Origin of the sequence: Sphaerisporangium corydalis (assembly GCF_025506355.1) — a bacterium.
GTDB classification, from domain to species: Bacteria; Actinomycetota; Actinomycetes; order Streptosporangiales; family Streptosporangiaceae; genus Sphaerisporangium; species Sphaerisporangium corydalis.
In genome coordinates, this window is record NZ_JANZYP010000005.1 from 62,549 (window position 1) to 88,472 (window position 25,924).

At 71.9% G+C, this 25,924-nt stretch carries 16 protein-coding genes; 8 read left to right on the forward strand and 8 right to left on the reverse strand.

Features of this window, described 5'->3' with window-relative positions; all coding sequences use genetic code 11:
- The first annotated feature begins 6 nt into the window (after positions 1-6).
- Positions 7-480: a hypothetical protein gene (locus NYZ98_RS05475; protein ID WP_262841376.1), complete on the forward strand. Its 474-nt coding sequence runs from the start codon at positions 7-9 to the stop codon at positions 478-480.
- A gap of 207 nt (positions 481-687) precedes the next feature.
- Here the strand turns inward: NYZ98_RS05475 and NYZ98_RS05480 are convergent, their stop codons facing one another.
- Positions 688-1,938 carry an esterase-like activity of phytase family protein gene (locus NYZ98_RS05480; RefSeq protein WP_262841377.1) on the reverse strand — a complete coding sequence of 417 codons (1,251 nt, stop codon included), beginning with the start codon at positions 1,936-1,938 and terminating at the stop codon, positions 688-690.
- Between the two features lie 312 nt (positions 1,939-2,250).
- Here NYZ98_RS05480 and NYZ98_RS05485 point away from each other — a divergent pair, with 312 nt between their 5' ends.
- Positions 2,251-2,706 carry a hypothetical protein gene (locus NYZ98_RS05485; protein WP_262841378.1) on the forward strand — a complete coding sequence of 152 codons (456 nt, stop codon included), beginning with the start codon at positions 2,251-2,253 and terminating at the stop codon, positions 2,704-2,706.
- Between the two features lie 29 nt (positions 2,707-2,735).
- On the opposite strand, the gene NYZ98_RS05490 is transcribed toward NYZ98_RS05485, so the two are convergent.
- Positions 2,736-3,377: a hypothetical protein gene (locus NYZ98_RS05490; RefSeq protein ID WP_262841379.1), complete on the reverse strand. Its 642-nt coding sequence runs from the start codon at positions 3,375-3,377 to the stop codon at positions 2,736-2,738.
- 341 nt (positions 3,378-3,718) lie between these two features.
- Between NYZ98_RS05490 and NYZ98_RS05495 the strand changes: the two genes are divergently transcribed.
- Positions 3,719-5,131, forward strand: coding sequence for an extracellular catalytic domain type 1 short-chain-length polyhydroxyalkanoate depolymerase (locus NYZ98_RS05495; protein ID WP_262841380.1), 1,413 nt, complete (start codon positions 3,719-3,721; stop codon positions 5,129-5,131).
- A 117-nt stretch (positions 5,132-5,248) separates the two neighbouring features.
- On the opposite strand, the gene NYZ98_RS05500 is transcribed toward NYZ98_RS05495, so the two are convergent.
- On the reverse strand, positions 5,249-5,782 hold the full coding sequence (locus tag NYZ98_RS05500; RefSeq protein WP_262841381.1) for a GNAT family N-acetyltransferase: 534 nt from the start codon (positions 5,780-5,782) through the stop codon (positions 5,249-5,251).
- Positions 5,783-5,854: 72 nt separating this feature from the next.
- Between NYZ98_RS05500 and kynU the strand changes: the two genes are divergently transcribed.
- Positions 5,855-7,039, forward strand: a complete 1,185-nt coding sequence (gene kynU, locus NYZ98_RS05505; protein ID WP_262841382.1) for a kynureninase — start codon at positions 5,855-5,857, stop codon at positions 7,037-7,039.
- A 111-nt stretch (positions 7,040-7,150) separates the two neighbouring features.
- On the opposite strand, the gene NYZ98_RS05510 is transcribed toward kynU, so the two are convergent.
- A complete protein-coding gene (locus tag NYZ98_RS05510; protein ID WP_262841383.1) occupies positions 7,151-7,603 on the reverse strand; it encodes a gamma-glutamylcyclotransferase in 453 nt (150 codons plus the stop codon).
- Positions 7,604-7,824: 221 nt separating this feature from the next.
- Here NYZ98_RS05510 and NYZ98_RS05515 point away from each other — a divergent pair, with 221 nt between their 5' ends.
- Complete coding sequence (locus NYZ98_RS05515) at positions 7,825-9,219, forward strand: NAD(P)H-quinone dehydrogenase (RefSeq protein WP_262841384.1); 1,395 nt, start codon at positions 7,825-7,827, stop codon at positions 9,217-9,219.
- Here the strand turns inward: NYZ98_RS05515 and NYZ98_RS05520 are convergent.
- From NYZ98_RS05520 to NYZ98_RS05530, 3 genes are all read right to left on the reverse strand, one after another.
- Positions 9,200-10,507, reverse strand: a complete 1,308-nt coding sequence (locus tag NYZ98_RS05520; RefSeq protein WP_262841385.1) for a pentapeptide repeat-containing protein — start codon at positions 10,505-10,507, stop codon at positions 9,200-9,202. The genes NYZ98_RS05515 and NYZ98_RS05520 overlap by 20 nt on opposite strands.
- A gap of 252 nt (positions 10,508-10,759) precedes the next feature.
- Positions 10,760-12,142 carry a hypothetical protein gene (locus NYZ98_RS05525; RefSeq protein ID WP_262841387.1) on the reverse strand — a complete coding sequence of 461 codons (1,383 nt, stop codon included), beginning with the start codon at positions 12,140-12,142 and terminating at the stop codon, positions 10,760-10,762.
- A gap of 105 nt (positions 12,143-12,247) precedes the next feature.
- Positions 12,248-13,993, reverse strand: coding sequence for an acetyl/propionyl/methylcrotonyl-CoA carboxylase subunit alpha (locus tag NYZ98_RS05530; RefSeq protein ID WP_262841388.1), 1,746 nt, complete (start codon positions 13,991-13,993; stop codon positions 12,248-12,250).
- A gap of 228 nt (positions 13,994-14,221) precedes the next feature.
- Here NYZ98_RS05530 and NYZ98_RS05535 point away from each other — a divergent pair, with 228 nt between their 5' ends.
- The 3 genes from NYZ98_RS05535 to NYZ98_RS05545 all read left to right on the forward strand — a co-directional run bounded on the left by NYZ98_RS05535 (position 14,222) and on the right by NYZ98_RS05545 (position 19,659).
- Complete coding sequence (locus tag NYZ98_RS05535; protein ID WP_262841389.1) at positions 14,222-14,494, forward strand: WXG100 family type VII secretion target; 273 nt, start codon at positions 14,222-14,224, stop codon at positions 14,492-14,494.
- Positions 14,495-15,016: 522 nt separating this feature from the next.
- On the forward strand, positions 15,017-15,580 hold the full coding sequence (locus tag NYZ98_RS05540; protein WP_262841390.1) for a TadE/TadG family type IV pilus assembly protein: 564 nt from the start codon (positions 15,017-15,019) through the stop codon (positions 15,578-15,580).
- 1,274 nt (positions 15,581-16,854) lie between these two features.
- Positions 16,855-19,659: a BTAD domain-containing putative transcriptional regulator gene (locus tag NYZ98_RS05545; protein WP_262841391.1), complete on the forward strand. Its 2,805-nt coding sequence runs from the start codon at positions 16,855-16,857 to the stop codon at positions 19,657-19,659.
- 1,165 nt (positions 19,660-20,824) lie between these two features.
- Here the strand turns inward: NYZ98_RS05545 and NYZ98_RS05550 are convergent.
- A complete protein-coding gene (locus tag NYZ98_RS05550) occupies positions 20,825-25,897 on the reverse strand; it encodes an FtsK/SpoIIIE domain-containing protein (RefSeq protein WP_262841393.1) in 5,073 nt (1,690 codons plus the stop codon).
- Positions 25,898-25,924 lie beyond the last annotated feature (27 nt).

Here is a 25,924-nt window from a genome sequence, read left to right on the forward strand (position 1 = left end):
GCTGCGATGAAAACTCATCGGATCTTCCGGGTGGTATCAGAAATCACCCTGCTTCTTGTGCTGGTCGCGGCGTGTACCTGGGGTGATAAACACTCGGAGGCGGGCGCCGGGGCCGTGCGCGAAGTGCAGGAGATCGGGGTCAAGATGGCGGATGTCAAGTCGGATTTCATCGAGTCCGACACCCTCGTGACCAGCCGGTACATGGTATTCGACCTTGAAGCACCTCGTGCGGAGGATGCCCTCAGAAAGGGCGCCGACAATCTGCGGTCAAAGGGATGGCGAGTCGAGGTGGATCGTTTCCCGGGCTCGATGTACCTGATTTCCGACCAGCTTGGGGCGGCTGTTCTTCTGGAGCCTTTGGAGCAAGCCTTCGCCACCGGAGTCAACGAGGAAGTAAAGCAGGCCGCTGAAGCCGCCCGTGCGAAAGCAGGCGATCCGGGCTCCCTTTTGTTCGTGTCCCTGGAAGCTCTGCGGTCGTAGTTCGGCTTGGCGCGGCGACGGGTCCTCCACACGGCGACGGGGTCACCCACGCGGATATGTGGGGGACCCCGTCTGGTGTTCGCCAATTCGTGGGTGACCAAAGGATCTGCCGCTTTTCCGGCAACGGCGATCGGATACCCGCTGATTCTGGTCAGGACACCGCTTGCTGACGCACTTGTCCATCCCGCATGCGGGAGGGAGTGGTGGTCAGCGGAGCGGGCGGTTCGTCTTGATGACGAGGAGGCGGCTGGGGACGCCGGAGTCGATCAGTTTGCCGTCGGGGCCGAAGGTGCCGAGGCCGAAGTCGTTGTCGTTGGCGACCGCGAGGGTGTCCCGGTCGAGGAGGGCGACGCCCTCCAGCTTGCCGGGGATGCCCGGAAGGGCGGCCAGGTCGACGGTGAGCTTCTTGGCCAGCGGCTTGACCGTCGCGGGCAGGGCCGACTCCAGGCTCGGCGTGGTCGCGGCGTCGTCGTAGGTGCCGCCGAGCAGGTCGGTGGCGCCGCGCAGGTCGGCGGTGTAGAGGCGGGCGACGTTGTCGGTGCGCTCCTCGACCAGCAGCCTGCCGTCGCCGAGCCCGATCACGGCGGAGATCTTCATCGCGCTCTGGTCGCCCTCGGCCTTGGGGTCGAACGTGGTCACGTCCTCGAAGACGTAGGCGTACTCGCCCACCGGCTTGCCGGTGCGCAGGTCGACGGCGAGGATCCGGGTGGTTTTGGACGACTTGCCGGTGGACTTGTTCGGGTTGGCCAGCGGGCTCTGCAGGCCGATGTACAGCCGGTCGCCGGACACGCCGAGGCCCTCGAAGCCGCGGTTCTGCTGCCGCTTCAGGAAGATGGCCGGCAACGTCTCGTACACGGGGTAGCCGGTCCCGGTCAGGCCCAGACCCTTCGGTACGTACCGGGCCAGGATCCGCCCGTTGGACGCGACGCGCACCAGCGACGGGCTGTACTCGTCCACCAGCCAGAACTCGCCCCTGGCGGTGCGGATGATGTCCTCGGTGTCCAGCCCGTTCGGGTCGTAGGTGAGCGGCGTCGTGCCGTCCCAGGCGTACGGCTTCTCGTCCCGGCTCTCCTGGTTGGACCGCCCGGTGATCGGCTTGCCCGCCGAGGTCTTCAGGGTGATCGTCTCGACGACCTTCGCCCTGCCATGACCCGTGGAGACGCGCACGATCGCGGGCGCGAACTCCGGCACGGGGAACGTGCGCCGCTTCTCCCCGTCGACCTCCGGCTCCCCGTTGGGCCCCCGGTCGGTGACCATCCAGTACTCCCCGGCCCGCCCCGCCGGATACAGCCCGCTGCCGACCCCGCCCAGCTTGACGCCATGATCGTCGGTGACCACCCGCCGCTCGAACTCGGCCAACGCCGGCGCGGGCAACGTCACGTCACTGACGACGCGCGTCTTCCCATGGCCGGTCGCGTACACCGGCCCTGCCGCCGCGAACGCGAACGCCACAGCCACCGAAGAAGCCAGGACAGCGGGTACAACTCGCATCAAGGGTGCCTTTCATGCCTTCTAACCCGAACAGCGCCCAAATCTAGCCAAATCACCTGACCATCCGATGTCCTCAAGATGAACGCTCACCATCGTCCGGCCACGGGACACACGGGTTCGAGAGCGAACTTCTGGCCGGACCTCCTCGTCTAACGACATTGACCCATGCGGGAAGAGCAGGCCGATCTCAGGGGTCAACGGTCGCCCCCGATACCAGGAGTCCCCATGAGCCCACAAGCTCGTTCGTGCGGAAAAGATTCCGTCGGTAGGTTATTGATCATGGTGGTCTGTACGTTCTCCCTGGTGGCATGCATTGCATTACCTGGCGACCCCATGCCGCGACCAGTGGGAATCGGTCGTGCCGATGACGGGCGTATCAGATTCATCGTCGCACTGTGTGCCGGTGAACGGCTTTCGTCTTTCCAGGTGACCGACCATCAGACGGAACAGCTCATCTGGGCGGTATCTCGCCCGGTCGACGCGATGGGCAAGGGCCGCCAGATCACGCTCGGCGACGTGAGAGGCTTCGAGGCCCTCGAAGTTCCGCTGCCGCCTGAACTGCCGGAGAACATCGACGCGACGGCCCGGTTGGCGGATGGCCGGAGTTTCGGATCTGCCTTTGTGATAACCGAGATTTCCCCCGATCTCGCCGGCGCCCAGCGTGTTCTGGGCATCGAGAGAGTGGAAATTTCGGAAAATGAATTCTTCGAAGAGATCGATGATGGGTTCTGCTGATCCGACAATGGTGACGCGCGGGCGCTTCGTCAGGTCGTCCAGATTCGCAGGGGGCCGATCGGGGTGAAGTTCTGGGACAAGGGGGAGTCGAGGTCGTCGGGGCGGTCGTAGGCGACCAGGGGGTGGGCGGGGAAGAGGGCGGTGGCCATGGTGACGGCGCCTTCCCAGGCGGCGGGCAGGTCGCAGCCGGAGGCGAAGACGTTGGAGACGCCGACCGCCTGGCCGCTGTCGTTCAGGACCGCGCCGCAGACGATGTCGCCCTCGATGCGGCCGGCCAGGAGGGCGACGCCGGGCTCGGTCAGTAGCGCGGCCGGGAACAGGCTCTCGTCCAGCCCGCTGAAATGGTTGGACTCCCAGTCCTGCAGCTTGATTTCCGTCGTGATCACCGCCCAAGAGATGGGGTCGCCGGTGACGGCGCGCAGGCGGTCGGCCGATGTGGCCGGGCCGGGTGGCCGCATGATCCACTGGGCGTCGAACAGGACGCGGAATCCGGCTCCCCGCAGGTCAAGGTCGGCGAAACTGTCCTTGACGGACGCTTCGGCTGAGTCATGGTCGATGGCCGCGAGTATCTCCTCCGAGGATGCCTCCGGGGCCAGGGTCACCGCGTCCGGATAGAGAACCGGCGTCCGCCGCGCGCTCGACCAGAAGGACTCCCCGAAAGTGCCAGGCATGCCATGCGCCCGGCACATCACCTCACACCACTCCGCATTGTTCCGCGCCGCCGCTGGCACCCACCTGTCACTCATACCGAAATCATCCAGGCAGCCCTCATTCGCCGCATCATTTTTATCGCCGGTCGAGGGGAGGTGTTAACGCAGGGGACATCCGGGTGACATGGGTTGGTTACATAGGTCGAGGTCACAGTGTGTGAGGGCGGGACATTATCTGGGGCGGGTGGCCGACCTACGCTGGCGGGAAGCTGTGTGATCTAGGTCCTGGCACAGCGGTCTCAGCTGCGGAGGTACCCCCCATGATCCATCCGCGTCCCCTGGCCGTATCCCGACTCCGGTTCGTGTTCGTCGTTCTGGTCGCTCTGCTCGGGGCGATGGTGGCGGTGGTGCCCAGGCCGGCGAGTGCCGCCTCGCTCACGGCGGTGAGCGGGTTCGGGTCCAATCCCGGCAACCTGTCCATGTACAGCTACCGCCCCGACGGGTTGCCCTCGGGGGCGCCGCTGGTCGTGGCGATGCACGGGTGTACGCAGAACGCGACCGACTACTTCGGGCACTCCGGCTGGCAGAAGTACGCCGACCTGTGGAAGTTCGCGCTCGTACTGCCCGAGCAGAAGTCCGGCAACAACGGTCAGTCGTGCTTCAACTGGTTCCTGCCGGGCGACACCGCCCGAGGGCAGGGCGAGGCGCTGTCGGTCAAGCAGATGGTCGACTACGCCGTGGCCAACTACGGCAGCGCCGCCTCCAAGGTGTACGTGACCGGGCTGTCCGCCGGTGGCGCGATGACCAGCGTGATGCTGGCCACCTACCCCGACGTCTTCGCCGGTGGCGCGGTGATGAGCGGCATCGCGTACGGCTGCGGCACCGACCAGGTCAGCGGCACGCTGTGCCTGTCGCAGAACAAGGGGTACTCGGCGCAGAAGTGGGGCGACCTCGCGCGTGCCGGATATCCCGGCTACAGCGGGACCCGTCCGCGGGTCGCCATCTGGCAGGGCACCAGCGACTACACCGTCTACCCGTTCAACGCCGACCAGCTGCGTGACCAGTGGACGAACGTGGCGGGCGTCTCCCAGTCGCCGACCGGCACGTCCAGCCTCCCCGGCGGCACCACGCTGAAGGAGTACGGGTCGGCGGTGAAGGTGTACACGATCAGCGGCATGGCGCACGGCCTGCCGGTGAGCCCCGGATCGGCCGCCGACCAGTGCGGCAGCACCGGCGCGTACTACATCAGCACCATCTGCTCGTCGTACTACGTCGCCACGACCTGGGGGTTGAACGGTGGTGGCACGACCCCGCCGCCGGGCGGGCCGTCCGCGCCGGGCGGGCTCGCGGTCACCGGCGTCACGGGAGCCAGCGTCTCGCTGTCGTGGAGCGCGGTCTCCGGGGCGGCCGGCTATCACGTGTACCGCAACGGCACCCGGGTGACCACGTCGGCGGTGAGCGGGACGACGTACACCGACGGCGGCCTGACGGCCGGCACGGGCTACAGCTACGCGGTCAGCGCGGTGAACTCCGCGGGGACCGAGGGCGCGCGGTCGGGCACGGTCACCGGTACCACCACCGGATCGGGAGGCGGTGGCACGTGTGTGACGTCCAGCAACTACGCGCACACCACCGCGGGCCGCGCGCACGTCTCCGGGGGCCTCACCTACGCCAACGGCTCCAACCAGGCCATGGGCCTGTGGAACGTGGCGGTCACCCACACCCTCCGCCAGACGGCCACGAACTACTGGGTCCTCGCCGACGGTCAGTGCTGATGGGCGGAAACCGAGTGCCGGCGGCCGGAGGTTCAGTGTCGGCGGCCGGAGGTCCTGTCCTGGCGGCCTGAGGGTTCAGCGCCTGACGGAGGTCGCCTGCTCCGCCCCCGCCGCTGGTCAGCGGGGGTGGGGTGCGTCCAGGAGCTTGTAGAAGATGGTGGTCGAGCGGAGGGTGCCGGCGGTGTCCTGGGCGTAGGCGGGGATGGCGCCCGACTCGGTCCAGCCGCCGGTGCGGTAGAAGTGCTCGGCGGGGCTGCCGGTCTCGGTGTCCAGCAGGAGCAGGGTCAGGCCCGCGTCGGCCGCCGCCTGTTCCAGGGCGGCGAGCAGCCGCCGGCCGAGGCCCCGGCCCTGGGCGTCGGGGTGGACCATCAGCTTGGCCACCTCGCCGCGGTGCCGGCCGTTCGGGATGCGTTCCAGCTTGAGCTGGACGGTGCCGAGGACGCGGTCGTCGTCGCGGGCGACCCACACGATGAGGTGGCCCTCGGCCACGGCGGGCACGAGGTTCTCCCACCAGGTCACGGCGGCGTCCGGGGCGAGCGGGGCGAGGAATCCGACGGAGGCGCCGTCGTGCACCACGTCGGCCATCAGGCCGGCCAGCTCCTTGGCCGCACCGGCCAGCTCAGGGGGGGACGGTCGACCGATGTTCAGCATGGAGGAGAGCGTAACGTCTTCCCTGGTGACGGGCCCCTGCCGGTGGGGCCTCAGGCAAGAGGGCGCGGGTACATGACGGACTTGAGCGAGCGGGCGGCCGAGCTGGACGCCCGGGATCCGCTGGCGTATCTACGCGCGGAGTTCGATCTCGATCCCGGGGTGGTCTATCTGGACGGGAACTCGCTGGGCGCGCCGCCCCGCAGGGTGGCCGCCCGGGTGGGCGAGGTCATCCACCAGGAGTGGGGGCGGCGGCTGATCAGGTCGTGGCAGGAGACCTGGTGGACGGCGCCCGAGCGCGTGGGGGAGAAGATCGCCCCGCTGGTGGGGGCGGGCCCCGGGCAGGTCGTGGTGGCCGACTCGACCAGCGTCAACATCTTCAAGGCCCTGGTCGCCGCGATCAGGCTGACCCCCGGGCGGGACGAGATCGTGGTCGACGCGGCCACGTTCCCGACCGACGGGTACATCGCGGAGTCGGTGGCCGAGATGACCGGCAAGGTGCTGCGCCCCGTGATGCCCGACGACCTCGGTGACGTGCTCGGCGACCGGACGGCGGTGGTGCTGCTCAACCAGGTGGACTTCAAGACCGGCCGCCTGTACGACATGGCCGCCGCCACCGAGCGCGTGCACGAGGCGGGGGCACGGGTGGTGTGGGACCTGTGCCACAGCGCGGGCGTGCTCCCCATCGAGCTGGACGCGCTGGGCGTCGACCTCGCCGTCGGGTGTACGTACAAGTTCCTCAACGGCGGCCCTGGCGCCCCGGCGTTCATCTACGTGCCGCGCCGCCTGCAGGAGTCGTTCCGCCAGCCGCTGTCCGGCTGGGGCGGGCACCGGGACCCGTTCGCCATGACCCCGGACTACGTGCCGGACCCGGGGGTCGCGCGGGCGCGGGCCGGGACCCCCGACATCCTGTCGCTGCTCGCCCTGGAGGCCGCCCTGGAGGTCTGGGACGGCGTGGACCTCGCCGGCGTCCGGGCCAAGGGGCTGGCGCTGACGGGGTTCTTCATCGAGTGCGTCGACGAGCTGGCCGGGGACACGGTCGAGGTGATCACCCCGCGTGACCAGCGCAGGGGCCATCAGGTGTCGTTGCGGCACCCGGACGCGCGGGCGCTGGTGCCCGAGATGACCGCCCGCGAGGTGATCGGCGACTTCCGCGACCCGGACGTGCTCCGCTTCGGCTTCGCGCCGCTGTACAACGGGTACGCCGAAGCGCTGCGTGCCGCCCGCACCCTGGCGGACGTGCTGGCCACCTGGTCCTGACGAGAGGCCCGGGCGCCTGGTCCTGACGAGGTGCCGTGATCAGCCGGGGACGCTCGCGGTCCCCGGCCGTACGGGGTCCCCGGCGCGGGCCGCGAGGCGGGAGCCGGCCGGTCAGTCGCCGATCGAGGTGCAGGGGCGGCTGCGGAGGTCGGTGACGTAGTCGTCGGGGGCGCCGGCCTTCTCGGCGGCGTCGGCGAGGATGCCCAGATAGCGGGCGGAGGGCAGGCCGCCCTCGTACTCGTCAAGGACGTAGAACCACGCGACGATCTCGCCGTCGAGGGTCGCCACCCGCAGCTTGACCTTGTGGTAGAGCCCGAGCGCGGCCCCCTCCCACTGGTCGAGGGAGGACTCGTCCCATTCGGGCACGTCGTAGAGGACCACGAAGACGTGGTCGTCGGGGTCCTCGGCGATGGAGGCGAGCGCGCCCTCCCAGCCGACGTCCTCGCCACCGAAGGTCAGGCGCCAGCCTTGCAGCCAGCCCGTCCCGCGCATGGGCGAATGAGGAGCCCTCTGAGCCATCTGCTTGGGGTCCATGTTGCTGCCATAGGCGGCGTAAACAGGCACGGTACACAAGAGTAATCCAAGATCGGTGCGCTGATCCGGCCAGGCGGGTCCAACACGCGTGTCGATCGTGGTGAGAGGCGTTCTTTCTTCCGGTGAAGGGCGTCGGCAGTCGTGGATTCGTAGGGGTTTTTGTCGGGGAATCGCGCTTTTTACCGGCCTTCGGGGCTTCTGATCAAGTATTGAACCCCGGGCACCCCGCGTCATGCGGGACAATAGGGTATGTGACGAGGATTGTGATCATTGGCGGTGGACCCGGCGGGTACGAGGCCGCACTAGTGGCCGCGCAGTTCGGGGCCGAGGTCACCGTGGTCGAGCAGGAGGGCCCGGGCGGCGCCTGCGTGCTGACGGACTGCGTGCCGTCCAAGACCATGATCGCCACGTCCGTCCGCAAGCAGGCCCTCCTGGACGGGACGTCGCTCGGCGTCCACTTCACCGGCGGCCTCGACGGCGACGTGGGCGGCATCCAGGTGGACATGCCGCTGGTCAACACGCGTGTGAAGGAACTGGCGCTGGCCCAGTCGAACGACATCGCGGCCCGGCTCACCGCCGAAGGCGTCAAGGTCGTGCTCGGCTCGGGACGCCTGGTCGACCCCCAGGTGGTCCGGGTGGGCGACCAGACGATCAGGGCCGACATCGTCATCGTGGCCACCGGCGCGACCCCCAGGGTCCTGCCCGGCGCCGAGCCCGACGGGGAGCGCGTCCTCACCTGGCGCCAGCTCTACGATCTCGACGAGATGCCCGAGCACCTCATCGTCGTCGGTTCCGGCGTCACCGGCGCCGAGTTCGCCGGCGCGTACCGCTCGCTGGGCTCGGAGGTCACGCTCGTCTCCTCCCGCGACCGCATGATGCCGAACGAGGACGCCGACGCGGCCGAGGTCCTGGAGAACGTCTACCGCAGGCGCGGCATGAACGTCATGGGCAAGTCGCGCGCCTCCTCGGTCAAGCGCACCGAGCACGGGGTGGTCGTCACCCTTGAGGACGGCCGCACGGCCGAGGGCAGCCACTGCCTGATGACCGTCGGCATGGTCCCGAACACCTCCGGCATCGGGCTCGAAGAGGCGGGCGTCACGCTCGACCGCAACGGTTTCGTCCAGGTCGACAAGGTCTCCCGCACCTCCGCCCCCGGCGTCTACGCCGCGGGCGACTGCACCGGCGTGCTGATGCTCGCCTCCGTGGCCGCCATGCAGGGCCGCATCGCCATCTGGCACGCGCTGGGCGAGGCCGTCCAGCCCCTGCGCCTCGCCACCGTCGCCTCCACGATCTTCACCGACCCCGAGATCGCCGCCGTCGGCATCTCCCAGCGGCAGATCGAGACGGGGGAGATCGAGGCCAACGTCGTCAAGCTGCCGCTGGCCACCAACGCGCGGGCCAAGATGCAGGGCTTCAACGACGGCTTCGTGAAGCTGTTCTGCCGCCCGCACACCGGCATCGTGCTCGGCGGCGTGATCGTCGCCCCCCGCGCGTCGGAGCTGATCCTGGCCCTGTCGCTGGCCGTGCAGCACCGGCTCACGGTCGACCAGATCGCGCACACGTTCGCGGTCTACCCCTCGCTGGCCGGCTCCATCACCGAGGCCGCCCGCCGCCTGATGCTGCCGGTCACCTCAGGCGGGATCTGACCCGCTGCAGCGCGTCCCGCCCGTGGTGGACGGCCGTCGCCACCCCGGCGAGCTGGTGGACGACCTGGGCCGCGCTCAGGGACCGCTTCGCCGCCTCGTAGGCGTCGAGGGCGCGGCGCCAGTCCTGGTCCACGCCGCCGGTCGTCATGTGGTTGATCTTGTAGTCGAAGTCCAGCGAGTCGATCTCCTCGCCCAGCCGGATCACGTCCTCCTCGGCGGCCCGCCGCGCCGCGGTGAAGCGCGTGGCCCGCTCGACCCGGCGCCGGTGCGACAGCCCCCACAGGATGAGCGTGACGCTCAGCCCCACCCCGCTGAGGATCACCAGGACCAGCCCGAGGCCGCCCCCTGAAGTACTCGGCCGCGACTCGCCGAAGTCGCCGCCGGTGCGATCGCCGGTGTCGTTGACGGCCGGCAGGTCGGACGTGTGGCCCGTCGCGTCGTCCGGCACGTTCTCGGGCTCGCCGAGCGCGCCGGTGAGGTTGACGTCGTCGGCCTGGGTGAAGGACGCCCCCTCGACGGTCGCCCCGCCGAGGTCGGTGCCACGCATCTCGGCCTGGGTGAACTCCGCCTTGGTGAGGTTGGCGCCCTTGAACGTCGCGAACTGCAGCTTCGCCTGGCCGAGCTTGACGTCGCGCAGCTTGGCCCGGGTGAAGTCGGCGTTCCTGGCCTGGATCTGGCCGAGGGTGGCGTCGTTGAGGTCGGCGTCGACCAGCGTCGCGTCCGTCAGGTCGGCCTGGGTCAGCTCGGCCCTGGCCATGACCGCCTCGGTGAGGTCGGCGTGCGGGAACTCCGCCTGCCCGGCATGGGCGTCGGTGAGTACCGCTCCGCGCAGGACGGCGTGCTTGGCGAAGACCTGGCCGAGGTCGGCGTCCGACAGGTCGGCGCCGGACAGGTCGGCGTACTCCAGGTGGGCCTGGGTGAAGTCCGCCTCCTTCATGGACGCGTTCCGCAGGATCGCCCCCGACAGGTCCTTCTGCGTGAAGTCGACCTCGTCCAGCTTGGCGTTGGTCAGGTCGGCGCAGCGCAGGTCGGTGGGGAGCGTGGCGCCGTCGGTGAAGTCCCTGCCGCGCAATTTGCGGCCCGAACCGGGCTTGCACGGCACCGCCGCCGTACTCCGCGTCGGCACCGCCGCCGTACTCCGCATCGGCACCTCCGCCGTACTCCGCGCCGGCGCCGTGACCGTCGTGGAGGACGACGCCAGGGCGGGTCCCGCCGCCGACGCGGGCATGGCCGGCGCGGCCAGGACGAACAGCCCCGAGATCAGGGCCAGGGGGATGGAACGACGCAACGCGGCCTCCTCGACGATGTGCCGAGTGTGGCAGGTGAGCATATACGCGGGGTTGCACCTTCCTTGCAGATCGCTTTCGCACGACCCGCCGAACCGCCCTCGCCTGATCGCCTTCCGTTCGCCGCGCTGAGTCGCCTTCGCGGCCCAGCGAGGGCCGTCGCGGACGTGAAGAGCCCCGGCGGGCCGGGTGGCCCGCCGGGGCTCTGTGGAACGGGTGGCCGTGGCGATCACCACGGCCCGAAGGAGCCTGGGTTACCAGTCGCCGCCGCCACCGAAGTCGCCGCCGCCGAAGTCCCCGCCGCCACCACCCCAGTCGCCGCCGCCACCGCCGCCGCCCCAGTCGCCGCCGCCACCGGATTCGGCGCCCTGGGCGAAGCCCGCGTCGTACCCGGAGCCGTAACCGCCGCCGCCCCAGCCGCCGAACGAGCCGCCGAGCATGGTGCCGATCAGCATGCCAGTCATCAGGTCGCCGCCGAAGCCGCCGTAGTAGCCGGAGGCGTAGGGGGCGTAGGCCGGGCCGGCGTCCCAGTAGGGACGGCGCTGGCCGTCGACCATGACCTCGCGCATGTGCGGGTCGAAGCCCTGGTCCACGCGCTGCGCGTCGGCCGCGCAGGCGGGCACGTCGCGCGGCGCGCCGTTCGGCGGCGCCCACAGGACGTCGCGGACCGACGGGCCGTGCTGCGGGTTGAAGAAGCACGGCGCCCGGCGCTCGGGGACCGCCTCGTTGTTCACGCGCGCCTTGACGCAGGCCAGGGCGTAGCGCCCCTCTTCGAGCGCCGTCGTCACGCCGCGCAGGTCGTCGGCGCGCTTGACCGCCGCCAGCTCGTTCTTGGCCCGCTCGTAGGAGTCGAGGGCCTGCTGCCAGTCGCTCTGGGTCTGGGTCTGGTTGTCGGAGACCCTGACGTCGATGTCGAGCGCGGTGATCTCCTCACCGAACTTGGTGACGTCCTCCTCGACGGTCTGCTTGACCGCGGCCAGCTCCTTGGCCTCACGGGCCTCGCGGTCGCGCCGCTTCTTGCGGGAGTAGAAGAAGATGCCGAGGCCGCCGGCCAGGGCGAGGACCAGGATGCCGATCAGGACGCCGCCGCCACCGCCGCTCGCGGCGCTGCCGGACGCCAGGGCACCCTTGGAGTCGCCCTTGACGGCCTTGTCGACGCGCTGGACGAAGTCGTTCATCCCCGTGACGACGTCCTTGTTGTTACTGGTCGCGAGGTTCGCGAGCGTCCCGGCCACGCCGGCCTTGCGGATGGCGCTCGACCCGGCGAACAGGGTGGTGCCGTCCAGGACCGCCACGGTGGCGCGCGGGCGCCCTTCCTTGGCGAGACTCTGTCCGAGGGTGTTGATCAGCTGACCGGCCGACGTGCCGTCGGTCACCGTGCCGTCGGCCAGGGCCGCGACGTAGATCTTGCTGCTCGCGCCCTTCACCGAGTCACGGATGTCGGAGAGCTGGCTGGAGCTCAGCGACGCGCCGGGAGCGGCGTAGACCGGGTCGCCGGCCTTCCACGCGGCCACGATCGCCGCCGGATCGGGTGGTGCCGCGGCCTGTGCCGCGGGCGACAGCGCGAGCAAGGTGAGCAGCCCGGCCAGCATCGCCACAAACGTGGCAGTGGCACGGCGCACCAATTGAGTGGTCACGGCTATATGCCTCCTTCGCCCTACAGGACGAATGGGGGGTCCTCTAGGTTCCTCGATACACAACCGTATCTCGATCTGTGATGGAACCCGTTGGATCGAAGCCGTTCAGGCGTCCTTGATCTCGCAAATGGCCGCCCCGGCCGTGACCGTCTGCCCGACCGTCGCCACGAGACCCGTCACGATGCCCGATTTGTGCGCGGTGAGCGGCTGCTCCATCTTCATGGCCTCCAGCACCACGACGGCGTCACCGGCCTGCACGACGTCCCCGTCGGACGCGGCCACCTTGACGATCGTGCCCTGCATCGGGCTGACCAGCGAGTCCCCGCTCATGGCCGCCGACGAGCCCTTGCCGCCGCCCGCGCGCCTGGCGGGCTTCTTCGGCACCGTCTGCCGGGCCACGGAGGGCGCGGCGGGCAGGACGACCTCAAGGCGCTTGCCGCCGACCTCGACGACCACGCGCTCCCGCTCGACCGGCTCGTCCGCGGAGATCTCCCCGGTGTAGGGCTCGATCACGCCGGTGAACTCGGTCTCGATCCACCGGGTGTGCACCGAGAACGGCTCGCCGGTGAACGCCGGGTCCGACACGACCGTGCGGTGGAACGGCAGGACGGTCGGCATCCCGTCCACGACGAACTCCTCCAGCGCACGGCGTGACCGCGCGAGCGCCTCGGCCCGGGTGCGGCCCGTGACGATCAGCTTCGCCACCAGGGAGTCGAACGACTGCGGCACCGTCATCCCGGCCTCGTACCCCGCGTCCAAGCGCACGCCGGGGCCCGCGGGGGCCCGCATGGTCGTCAGCGTGCCGGGGGCGGGCAGGAAGTTGCGGCCGGCGTCCTCGGCGTTGATCCGGAACTCGATGGAGTGCCCGCGCACCTCGGGGTCGTCGTACCCGATCGGCTCGCCGTCGGCGATGCGGAACATCTCGCGTACCAGGTCGATGCCCGTCACCTCCTCGCTGACGGGGTGCTCGACCTGCAGGCGGGTGTTGACCTCGAGGAAGGAGATCGTGCCGTCCTGGCCGACGAGGAACTCGCACGTGCCGGCGCCGACGTAGCCGGCCTCCTTCAGGATGGCCTTGGAGGAGCTGTAGAGCAGGTCGCGCTGCTCGTCGGACAGGAAGGGGGCCGGGGCCTCCTCGACCAGCTTCTGGTGGCGCCGCTGCAACGAGCAGTCGCGGGTCGAGATCACCACGACGTTCCCGTGTGCGTCGGCCAGGCACTGGGTCTCGACGTGGCGCGGCCGGTCCAGGTAGCGCTCGACGAAGCACTCGCCCCGCCCGAAAGCGGTCACGGCCTCGCGGACCGCCGACTCGTACAGGTCCGGGATCTCCTCCAGCGTGCGGGCCACCTTCAGGCCGCGCCCGCCGCCGCCGAAGGCCGCCTTGATCGCGATTGGCAGGCCGTGCTCGGACGCGAAGGCCACCACCTCCTCGACGCCGGAGACCGGGTCGGGGGTGCCGGCGACCAGAGGCGCGCCGACCCGCTGGGCGATGTGCCGCGCGGCGACCTTGTCGCCGAGCGAGACGATCGCCGACGGCGGGGGCCCGATCCAGACCAGCCCGGCGTCGATCACCGCCTGGGCGAACTCGGCGTTCTCCGCCAGGAAGCCGTAGCCGGGATGCACGGCGTCCGCGCCGGACTCGGCCGCGATCCGCAGCAGTTTGCCCATGTCGAGGTAGGTCTCCGCCGGAGACTGCCCGCCGAGGGCGTACGCCTCGTCCGTCATCCGCACATGAAGCGCGTCGAGGTCTTGGTCTGCGTACACCGCGACGCCGACCAGCCCGGCGTCCTTGCATGCGCGGGCGATCCGCACCGCTATTTCGCCACGATTGGCGATCAGGACCTTCTGCACCGAGGTTGTCCCTTTCCTCCAAAGGCCTTGCGCGCCTCCCACGGAGTGTAAGCGGCCTCTGATCTCCCGTGAGCCCCTACCCCCGGGCTTTCTCTGGGGGGTGGGGGTCGCCTGCGCAGGCCGGGGGCGATAACCGCTCGGTATAACCAGTGCGACTTAGGGGTCTGACGTCTAAGGTAGGGGCGTTTGGCTACCCCCTGTATGCAGACGATCCCGAAGGAGACCGGCATGAGCCAGAGCTTGCTCGGCGGCGACCCCGCGGAAATGCAGAGCATGGCCGCTCAGTTCACGCAGCAGGCGGAGCAGGTGCGCCAGACGATGGCCGCCCTCGACCGTGAGGCCGCGAAGGTCGGCAGTGCCTGGACGGGGCCGGGGGCGGTGCGCTTCGGCAGCGCGTGGCAGAACTACCGGCAGGCGTTCCAGCGGATGTCCGAGGAGCTCACCGAGGCCTCTCGCATCATCACCACCTACCGCGGCAACATTGAGTCCGCGACGCGGTAGTCGCGGGGACCACGACTTTCCCGCCGGTTCGCCCCTCTTTCTTCCTTCGCACGATTTTTCAGGGTCGGCCGCCGGGGAGATGGGGTGTCGCGAGGCCGGCGCCTCGCGTGGCGTCCGAACCGCTTGAACACCGAGGCCCGGTGGGGTGGTCTTTCCACGCCGGGCTTTCGTGTGCCCGGGGTCTCCTCTGGCGTCCTGTCGGCTCGGGGGTGATCTCCTCGGGGCGTCCCGCCGGTCCAGAGCCGGTCCTCTCGGACGTGCCTGCGGCCAGCGCCGGTCCTCTCGGACGTGCCTGCGGTCCAGCGCCGGTCTCCTCGGGCGCCTTTGGGGCCGGTCTTTTCTTGGGCGTCCCGTCGGCCACGATGGGTCCGCCGCCAGTGCCCCCCGAAAACTGGAGTCCCGCCGATGAGGGTCACCGACCGACCTCCCACCACCGAGATCCGTCCACCTTCCGCGACGCTCCCCCTTAGTGCGGGCGGCGGGCGCGGTGTGGGCGGTGTGGGCGGTGGCGGTACGGGGGCCGTGAGTGTCGCGGGCGGCGGGCACGACGTGAGCGGTGTGGACGGCGGGCGCATCGCGTGTCGAGGGCTGGTCGCGCGTCGAGGCCGGGTCCGGGTCCGGGGTCTCCGGGGGCGGTTCGCGGGCGGGCAGAGGGCGGGACGGCCGGGGGCCGGGCGGGGGGAGCGGGGGGCCACGGTCATCGAGCTGGCGCTGATCATGCCGGTCGTGCTGGTGGTCATCCTGCTGATCGTCCAGTTCGCGCTGGTCTTCCACGGCAGGCAGGTGGCGGACGCCGCGGCGCGCGAGGGCGCCAGGATCGCCCGAGGCGCCGGCACCGGTTCGAGCGGCTGGCAGGGCTCCGCCGAGGCCCGCGCGCGCGGCATCGTGAAGACGATCGGCCCCAAGATGCTCCAGAGGGTCGCCGTACGCGCCTGGGAGAAGGGCGACCAGCGAGGGGTCACCGTCGAGGGGGACGCCGTCGCCGTGGTCCCGCTGCTACCCGGCATGTCCTTCAAGATCACCTCAACCTTCGGCGGTCCCATCGAGTGCTTCCGGCCGGACGACGGCAGCGAGGGGTGCGAGTGACCTGGGCGGCGCGCAAGGCGGGCGCGGCCGGTGACCTGGCGGGGCGTAAGGCGGCGCGGCCGGTGATCTGGGAGTCGCGCAAGGCGGTGCGGCCGGTGACCTGGGCGGCGTTCGGGGCGGCGCGGTCGGGGGCGCTGAACGGGATGTCGGCGTCTTCAGGGCGGTCGCGGGGAAGGCATACTTCCTGACCATCAACGGGTTCGGCGGGGGCGGTAAGAAGATCGCGGCCCCGCCGGTCCGCGGACTGTTCAGGGATTGAGGAAATGGCCACACCACCAGCGCGTGCACGCAGGACGGCGTCCGGCGCCCTGCTCGGCCTCCTCGCCGTCGTCGCACTGCTCGTGCTAGTAGGCGGCGTACCGGGCGCGCTGGTGTTCTTCGTCGGCTCCCCGCTTCCCGAGGGCGGGCTCTCACTGGACATGCTGGCCCGCCGCATCGGCCCGCGCGACGTCGTCGCCCTGCTGTCGGTGCCGGCCTGGCTGCTGTGGCTCCAGTTCGTGGTCTGCGTGGTGGTCGAACTGCGGTCGGGGATCCGGCGGTCGGGGGAGCCGCCCAGGCTCCCCCTCGCCCGCCTCACCCAACCCCTCGCCCACCACCTCACCACCACCGCACTGACCCTGTTCTCCCCCTCCACCTCCGCTGGCCCGTCCTCCACCGGTTTGTCCTCGACTGGCCCATCCTTCACCGGCTCGTCCTCCACGGGCTCGTCCTCGGCTGGCCCGTCCTCCACCAGTTCGTCCTCGGTTGGCCCGGCCGGAGCCGGGGATGGGCACGGCGTCGCGACCCCGGCGGGCGCGGGATCGGCGCCGCCCGGCACCCCGTCCGTGCATGTCCCCGGATCCATCGGTTCCCCCGGATCGCCCGGCTTCGCTGGAGCGCCTGGGCCGGGGGGCGTCATGGGATCGCCCGGGTCGCCTGGTTTCGTGGGATCGCCTGATACGGGGGGTGTCGCGGGAGCGCCAGGATCGCCTGGCTTGGGGGGATCGCCGGGATCGCCTGGCTTCGGGGGAGCACCCGGATCGCTTGGTTTCGGCGGAGCGTCCAGTTCAGCCGGTGCCCCCGGATCGCCTGGTGTCGTGGGAATGCCCGGTTCGGGAGGCGCCCCCGGGGTGCCCGGTTTCGCGGGAGCGCCCGCAGGGGGTGTCGTCGGAGCGCCCGGGGGGTCTGGTCTTGGGGGAGTGCCCGGGACGCCGGGTGGGGCGGGGGTTCATGGGTCGGGGGCGGCATGGGGTGCGGGGGCGCCGGGGTTTCCGGCCGTTCCGAGCTCCTGGGCCATGCCGAACACGCCGTCCACCGATCCACCGCCCGACACCAGGGACATCCCGGCCGAGGAGGCACCGGGGACCTCCGGTCACCGGGACGACTCGCCCGCCCCGGCCGCCCTGACCCCGGCGGACGTCATGGCCCTCACGGCCCTCGTGGGAGAGCGGGCCGCCGGTTTCTACGCGCCCGGATCGCTCGCCGCCGCGGGGATCCTCGCCGCGCTCGGGCAACGGCGCCGTGAACGCCTGTGGACCCGGACGTACGGCCGCATGCCTCCCGTGCCCACCGGAGAGGCGGCGCTCGCGGAGATGGCCCTGATGATCGGCGCGGACCAGGCGGGCAGCAGGCTGCTGGACCTCGGGCTCCGCCACCTCGGCAAGGAGCTGGCCGCCAAGGGACGCACGCCGCCCACCGTCTACGGCGCGTTCCTCGCCCCGGCGCGCGTCGACCTGTGGATCCACCCCGCCGACGAGGACGTCCCCGCGCCGTGGACGGCCGTCGACGGCGGCCGGGTCTGGCGGCTGGACGCCCGCGAAGGGTCGTCGCTCACCGAGCAGGCCGTGGCCGGGACGGTCGCCCCGTACCCGGGGCTCGTGTCCATCGGCACCAACGGGAACGGGCGGGTGCTGGTCGACCTGGAGACCGCCCGAGGGCTGATCAACCTCCGGGGTCCGCGGCCGGTCGTCGCGGCGGCCATCGCGGCGACCGCTGTGGAGCTGGCGACGAGCCCGTGGTCCGACCGTACGAGGCTGGTGCTGGTGGGGTTCGGCCCGGAGATGGCGATGATGGCCCCCGACCGCGTCATCGTCGCCGAGACCCTCGCCGAGGTCCTGCCCGAGATCTCCGCCTCCCAAGGGGCGGCCGGGGCCGGACGAGCGTCCCAAGGGACGGCAGGGGCCGGGCGGGCATCTCAAGGCGGGGGCGCGCCCCAGGGGACGGCAAGGGTCGGAGAGGCGTCTCAAGGGGCGGCCGGGGCCGGACGGGCGCCCCAAGGTACGGCCGGAGGAGCGTCCCAGGAGACGGCCGGGGCCGGAGGGTTGTCTCAAGGGGCGGCCGGGGCGGGACAGGCGGCCGGGGAAGCATCCCAAGGGGCGGCCGGAGTCGGAGGGGTGTTTCAAGGGACGGCCGGGGCCGGGCAGGCGGCCGGGGAAGCACTCCAGGGGACGGCCGGGGTCGGAGGGGTGTCTCACGGGGTGGCCGGGGCCGGACATGTGCCCCAGGGGACGGCCGGGGGAGCATCCCAGGAGACGGCCGGGGGCGGAGGGGTATTTCAAGGGGTGGCCGGGGGCGGGCGTCCATCTCAGGGTGCGGCCTCGGAGGGGCCGGGTGTTTCGGGGACCGCGCGTGCGGGGCGCCATCGGGGAGGGCACGAGCCGCCAGACGGCGGGTGGGCCGAGGAGCCGACCCCCATCTACCTGATCTCCGCCGTGCCGCCCACCCCTGAGGAGGCCGCGGGGCTGGCCGAGATCGCCCGTACCGCGACGTGGCCCGCGTCGGGGTATCTCGTCGCGGGGGACGGTGTCGAGGGCTCTGCGTGGACCTGGGAGCTCACCGAGCAGGGTCGCGCCGGCATCGCGGCCCTCGGGTTCGACGTGGCGGGACACCTCCTGCCCGGCTGGCAGTACGCCCAGGTCGCCGAACTCTTCCGCACGGCGGTACGCGGGAGGATGCCCCCATTGCCGCCGATCAGGACGAACGACACGGTCGCCGCCCAGATCCAGCCACCTGCCACCCCCGCCGACCGCCCCCCGCCGTTCCCCGACCCACCCAGAGACTCCACGGGACGCCCGCCGTCCCCGCCGTCCCCGCTGCCCTCTCGCATCGACGCCTTCCCGCCCCCTCAGCCGTCGAGACCCGCCGCCGAACGACCGACTCCGCCCTCGGTGACCGGCGCCGACCGGCCGGGCTTTTCGCCGTCGGGAACCGCCGCCGATCGGCCGGGCATTTCGCTGCCGGGAACCGAGTGGCAGGGCTTTCCGCTGACGGGAACCGGCGCCGAGCGGGCGGGTTTTCCGCCGTCGAGGACCGCCGGCGAGCGGCCGGTCTTCCGCCCGTCCGCCGAGGTGCTGCTGCTGGGGACGGTGCAGGTGCTCACCCCCAGACCGCTGGACGAGGAACGGGTGTCGATCTGTTCCGAGCTGGTCGTCTACCTGGCGACGCACCCAGAGGGGGTCCGGCCGGAAGTACTCGGCGGGGTGCTGTGGCCGCGCGGCGTGAATCCCGTCATCCGGGACCTCACGATCGCGGGCGCGCAGGAATGGCTGGGCAAGGACGGCAACGGCCGGTACAACCTGTACGTCGACGTCCAGGGGCTGCTGCGACTCGGGCCCGAGGTGCGCGTGGACTGGCTGGTGTTCCGCGAACTGCTGCGGATGGCACGGCACGATCCCCTCAGCGGGGCCGCCGCCCTGGCCGACGCACTGGCGCTGGTACGGGGGCCGCTGGTGGCCGGGCATCCGGCCGGGCGGTACCTGTGGCTCAAAGTGGACCCGGTGGGCGCCGAGGTCGTCGCCCGGGTGTCCGACGCCGCGCACCAGTTGTGCGTACTGCGCATGGAGGAGGGGGACGCCGACGGCGCCATCGGGGCGGCGCTCACCGGACTGCGCGTCTCTGAGGGCGACGAGGTCCTCTGGCGCGACCTGCTGCGCGCCGCCCGCGCCACGGGGGACCGGGGGACACTCCACCTCTGGGTCGGGACCTTGCGCCAGCGCGCCGCCGCCTCCCAGCACTGGGGCCGCCTCGTCCCCCAGACCGAAGCCCTGATCGCCCAGCTCCTCACCCCCTCCCCCACCCAGGACCGCCCCACCACCCGCTGACCGCCCGACCACACACTGCACAGCGCCGCCGCCCCGCCGATGGTCCTCGCCTTCGGCTCGGGCGTTTTTCTTGGGCCTGGCGGCGTGCCTTGGCCTTGAGCGTGTGTTCGCCGGTGGACCGCCGCATACGGCGTCGGCTTCGCCGTACTTCATCTCGCCGTATCGGCGCCCACTTGTCGAACCCTGGGGGCCGGTAGGTGAACCGGAAGCCGGGTGAGCAAGAGGGGTCGGGCTTGTCGGCACCTATTGCGTGGGTTGGGGGATGTTGGTCCATGGGAAGGGGAGGTGGCGGCCGGTGGCCGCCTTCCGGTGGTATTCGGTCCTGTCGGCCCTCCAGTCCTGAGAGGCCCGGTTGGTCCTGAGGGGTCGATTCACGCCGGTGGTTGTTGGATTGCGAGTGTTGGGTGGGCAGGACTCGGTTCCCACGACATTGCTTGCCGGGTGGGCCAATTGAAGCCAGCGTCTTTCTTCACCCCTCCCCCAGAGGACACGTCCTCAGGGTTCCAAGAGTTCTCAGCGGACGGTGACCGGTCAGCCGCCGTATTGGGCGCCGAGTTCGCCGTACCACGTCCCACCGCATCGGCGCCGACACTGGTCACCAAGGCGGGGGTGGGGTGAGCTGGGGACGGATGCGGGGAGGTGGCGGCCAGTGGCCGTCTCCTTACCGGGGGTGGTCCGCCGTTGCCTCCAGGGTGATGTAGACATGGAAGGCGCTGCGCAGCAGGCGCGTTGGGTCCTGAGGGGTTCGGTCACCAGTCCTGAGAGGGTCGGTCCCGCTCGTGATTGGGGTGTTGGGTGGCGAGTGTTGGGTGGGCAGGACTCGGTTCCCACGACACTGCTTGCCGGGTGGGCCAATTGAGCCGAGAGTTTTTCCCCACCCCTTTTCTTCCCGGGGACATGCCCTCAACGGCTCAAAAGGTTTCAGCGGACGGTGGCCGGTCGGCCGCTGTACTGGGCGCCGAGTTCGCCGTACCACGTCCCGCCGCGTCGGCGCCAAGACTGGCTATCGACACGGGGTGGGGGTGACCTGGGAGCACGACGGTGGGGCCAGGGGAGGGGAGCGGGGTGGTCGGTGGCGTCGGCAAGTGGTTTGGGTGGTCAGGGTGGTTGGGCGGTGGGTTGTTCGGGTGGTCAGGGTTGGGCGGTGGGTTGGGCGGTTGGTGGGTTAGGGGGTTAGGGCGGTTTGGATGGGGGTGGGGGTGCCGGAGATGACGAGGAGGCCGCGGCCGGGGGGGCCGCCTACGGCGCCGCGGGGGAGGCGGACGTTGAACAGGTCGCCGTCCGCGGGGCTCTGCACAGACAGGAGTAGTCCCGTGCGTGCCTTGCGCGCCTCGGCCACGAAGCCGCGGTAGGCGGTGGCGAGGTCACCGGTGGTCCCCGCGATCAGCAGGCCGTGCTCGCCGTCCCGGCCGCTGCGCAGCGTGCCCTCCAGGGCCAGGCCGAGGGGTGAGTCGGGGGACACCAGTTCGGCGTCGTCGACGATGACGACGTACCGCTCGTGGCCGCCGAGCGCCCCCGGCAGGTCCCCGGCCTCGCCGTCCCCGCCGAGGACCGCCAGCACGCCGGGCTCGCCGGTCAGTTCCCGCAGCGGGCTGCGGCGCGGCGCCACCACGGCGACCGGGGTGTCCTGGGCGAGCAGCGAACGGGCGGCCGTGAGCAGCGCCGAGGACCGCCCGGACCGCGACGGCCCCGCGATCACCGCCGCGGGCCCCTGCGCCAGCAGGTCGACGCCCAGCGGGGTCAGGGAGTCGCCGCCCGCGCCGAGCAGCGCCCACAGCGGCGACGGTGGCTTGAAGGCGGGGGCGAGCTCCAGGGCCTGCGTGGAGGTGATGCGCATCGGCAGCGCGTCCACCTTCAGCAGCGAACCGGGCCCGGGGTGGCGCGCCGCCGCCGTGCGCGCGAGCGCCTGGAGGGCGGCCACCTGGGCGGGCCCGGACGGGTCGTCGCACAGCAGCGCGATCTGGCTCTCCACGACCCCCTGCTCGCCGACGGAGATCACCCGTCCCGGCGGCATGGACGACGGGAGGCTCCGGGGCGGGATCCCCGCCAGGCCGTAGTCCGACGGATCGGCCAGCCGCATGATCAGCCGGTCCTCGAACAGCGTCGAGATCTGGCCGAGCAGGCCGGACCGGTCGGCGGTCACCACGGCGCGCAGCCCGACCGCCGGCCCCTCGCGGAGCAACTGCATGAGCGAGTCGAGCAGCCGCCCGTAGTCGTAGCCCTCGAACGCGGCGGCGAACCCCTCCCAGCGGTCGAGCATCAGCACGAGCCACGGCATGCGCAGCGTCGTGTCGCCCGTCCCGCCGTACGCGGTCACGGCCCTGGCCTCGGCCAGGGAGGCGTACCCGGCCTCGGCCAAAAGCTGCTGCCTGCGCCCGACCTCCGCCCGTAGCCGGGTGAGCAGGCGTTCGACCCGGTCGAGCTGGTCGCGCGTGACGACCGCGCCGCAGTGCGGGAGCGCGACCAGCGGCAAGAGGGCGCCGGAGCCGCAGTCGATGGCGTGCAGGTGCACGTCCTCGGGGGAGGCGTGCGTGGCGATGGAGCCGGCCAGGGTACGCAGGGCCGTCGACCTGCCGGTGCGCGCCGTGCCGGCGATCAGCAGGTGGCCGCCGTGCGCGGGGTCGAGGACGAGCGGGCGGCGGTCCTGGGCCCACGGCAGGTCGGTGAGGCCGAACGGCAGCGGCGGCACCTCGTCCCCGCCGTACTCCGACTCCTCCAGCAGCGTCAGCTCGGGGAGCGGGGGGAGCCACGGGCTCGGCTGCTCCGGGACGCCGGCCATGCGGGCGGCGTCCACGACGGCGTCCACGAGGACGGCGAGGTCGCTCGCGCCTCCGCCGGCGGCGCCCATCGTCCCGCCGGGCGCCGATCCCAGGCGCAGCGGGTGCCCGAGGTCGCGCCAGCCGACCTCGACGACCTTGGGCCCGGCGCTCCGGCGCGCGGCCTCCGGCACCCGTCCGCCGACCCTGGCGGTCTGGACGGCCTGCGCCGCACCGACGCCCGACCGTACGTAGCAGCGGCCCGGGGTGGACTTGGAGATGTGCGCGGCCTCGGGGCCGGAGATGACGTCGGCCGACTCGGCGGGCTCGGTGACGCGCAGCGCGATGCGCAGGGAGGTGTTGGCCTGGATGTCGGCGGTCACCACGCCGCCGGGCCGCTGGGTGGCGAGGACGAGGTGGATGCCGAGCGAGCGTCCGCGCCGGGCGATGTCGACCAGGCCGTCCACGAAGTCGGGCAGTTCGGCCACCATGGCGGCGAACTCGTCGATGATCAGCAGGAGGCGGGGCAGGGGCGCGGACGCCGGGACCGCCTGCCTGGAGCCGAGCCCCCCGGCCCTGCCCCCTGTCGACGCGGAGCCTGCATGAGCACCCGGGCCTCCATAGGCACCCAGGCCCCCAAGAGAACCCGAGCGCCCGAGAGCGCCAGAGCCTCCGAGAGCGGCACCCGAGCCCCGGGACGCCAGCCCCGACGACCCGCCCGACGACCCGGACCCGCCCGACGACCCGGGCCCGCCGGAGGGACCGCCGAACGACCCCGACCCACCGGACGACCCCGACCCGCCAGATCCCGACCCACCAGACCCCGGCCCGCCCAAGGTGGCAGGACCGCCCAAGGTCGCGGCCCCGCCCGGCGACCCCGAACCGCCCAGCGTGGCCGGACCGCCCAGCGTGGCCGATCCGCCGAGGGTGGCCGGGCCGCCCAGCGTGCCCAGGGACGCGGAGCCGTCGTTCAGGCGGTCCCTGAGCTCCAGGTAGTCCTCGATGTCCTTGGCCCCGGTCGCGAGCAGCAGCCGCTCCCTGCGGCGGATCTCGGCCGCCAGGGAGGCGAGAGCCCGCTGGGTCAAATGCTCGTCCAGGTCGCTGACCATGCCGACGGTGTGCGGCAGCCGCACGCACTCCTTGAACGCGGCGCCGCCCTTGTAGTCGATGAGCACGAACGTCATCTCGTCCGGCCGGTTGGCCACGGCCAGGGAGCAGATCAGGGTCTGGAGCAGCTCCGACTTACCCGCGCCCGTCGTCCCCGCGACCAGCGCGTGCGGGCCGTCCGTGCGCAGGTCCACGCTGAACGGCCCGTCGGGCCCGACGCCGATCGGCACACGGGTCGTCCGGCCTCCCGAGCGCCACCGCGCCGCGATCGTGCGGCCGGTCGGGACCAGTTCCAGCAGGTCGAGCAGGCGCACCGAGCCGGGGAGCGCGGCCGCCGCGTCGTCCCTGCTCACGTCGCGCAGGGGCGCGAGCGACCGTGCCAGGCGGTCGCACCACGCGGGCGAGACCTGGTCGGCGAGGATCTCGCCGAGCGCGTCCAGCCCGCCGCCGCGCAGCCGTACGAACCCCTCGGCGCCGCAGTCGACGACGGTCGCGCACTCCTCGGGGAGCAGGCGCTGGTCCTCGTCGATGGCGATCGTGTAGACGCCGGCGCGCGGGCCCTGGCGGAGCACCTGGGGCATTCCGGGCAGGGCGCGCAGCACTTGGGCGCCGTCGAGGATGACCAGCACGTCGTACGGGCGGTCGTCGTAGGCCGCGAACAGGGGTTCCTCGTCGGGCTGGAAGGAGCGTCCCCATCCCTTCATCGACGGGAGCGAGCCGAGGGGGTGCCCTTCGTCGTCGCCGAGCCGCTCGCCGATCAGCGTGGCCAGCTCCGCCACCCGCTGGGCCGCGGCCTCGGGGTCGGCGCCGACCAGCGCGACGCACGAGGCGTCGCGGGGCGCGCAGTGCGGCAGCCAGCGCGCCCAGCCCCACTGCGCGGCGCCGTCGGCGTTGGCGGAGAGCACGACGACGGCGAGGTCGCGCGGGCTGTGCAGGGTGACGGCGGTGCCGACCAGCGACCGGGCGAGCCCGAGGGTGACCTCTCGCGGCCCGGTCATGCCGGCCACGCCGAGCCGCCGCATCGCCAGCGAGACCGGGACGGCCCCCGACAGCGGCGGCTCGGGCAGGGCGGTGTCGGGGGACGCGCCGCGCTCGGGCACGAAGTCGATCTCCGCGGGGAGGTCGGCCAGCCCGATGCGCAGGCGCAGCGCGTCGGGGTCGTGGCTCCTGCGCTCCCACAGCCGCCGCCGGGGGCCGGTGGCGGTCAGCAGCAGCTCGGCGGGGTCGGGGGAGGCGGCGCGGCGTTCGAGCTCGTTCACGGCCCTGGCCGTCTCCAGCGCGGCCTCGAAGGTCACCAGGCGTTCCTTGTACGCCTTGACGGCCTGCCGGTACTGCCTGCGGCCGTGCCGCCGGTCGCTGATCCACTGCCCGATCATGATCAGGGGCGTCATCAGGGCAATCAGCAGGTAGTACCAGATCTGGAACACCGCGGCCATGGTCAGCCCGAGGACGGCGGGGAGGCACGCGGCGAGCAACTGCAGCCGCACGCCCTCGCCCCTGCCGGGTTCGGCCGGCACCTCGAACCGCTTGCGGCGCTCGGCGGGACGCAGCCGGGGCGGCCGGTTGTAGGCCAGGCCCCCTTCGGGCAGGACGTCCAGGTGGGCGTCGGGGGGCTCGGTGGCCTTCAGAAGCAGGACCGAGTTCCCGCAGGTGAGGGGGCTGCCGTCCGGCCAGCGGCGGGGGGCGGCGACCGGTTCGCCCGCCAGCCTCGGCACGGTGTGCGTCGCGCCGCTCGCCAGTGCGCCGATGACCTCGGCCTTCTCGGCGGCGCCCGTCACGGCCCGGCCGGCCGCCTTGCCCCGCGCCCGCCGCTTCGCCTTGCGCCGTGCCCTGCGCGAGGGCTTCGCCGGTGCCCTGCCGGGGGGTAAGACGGATCTGACCAGCACCTCGTCCGGTGTGACGCGCACCTCGGCCGCCTCTGTGGCGAGCTGTGGATCGGCGATGGACACCGCGCACGCGGTGTCGGACCCGATGACGTGCACGCCGAGGCCGAGCCGGTGCACCGCGCCCGCGCCCGGCCCGCCGACCACCCGGATCTCGATGGCGCCGCCGGGCTCGGCCAGGAGCGTCGACACCGCCGACCGCTGGTCGAGCGCCACCAGGTCGCCGTCCCGCAGGGCCGCGACCATGGGCGCGTCCGGGTCGAGCCGCCGGCCGTCCACCCACAGCGACGGCACCTCTCGCCCGCGCGGGCGTGACTGCCCGCCGAGGCCGTACGGCGCGCGGGCGCGCGTCAGCCGCACGACGTTGCCGCGGTTCTCCGCCGGTGCGCCCTTCAGCGCGACGGCGAGGGCCGCGACCGTGGTCTCCTCGTCACCATCGACGACGACGTCTCGATGGCCGTGCTCTGAGACCACGGTAAGCATGATCCGCATGCGGCGTCTCCTCCGGGTCCGGCTCCC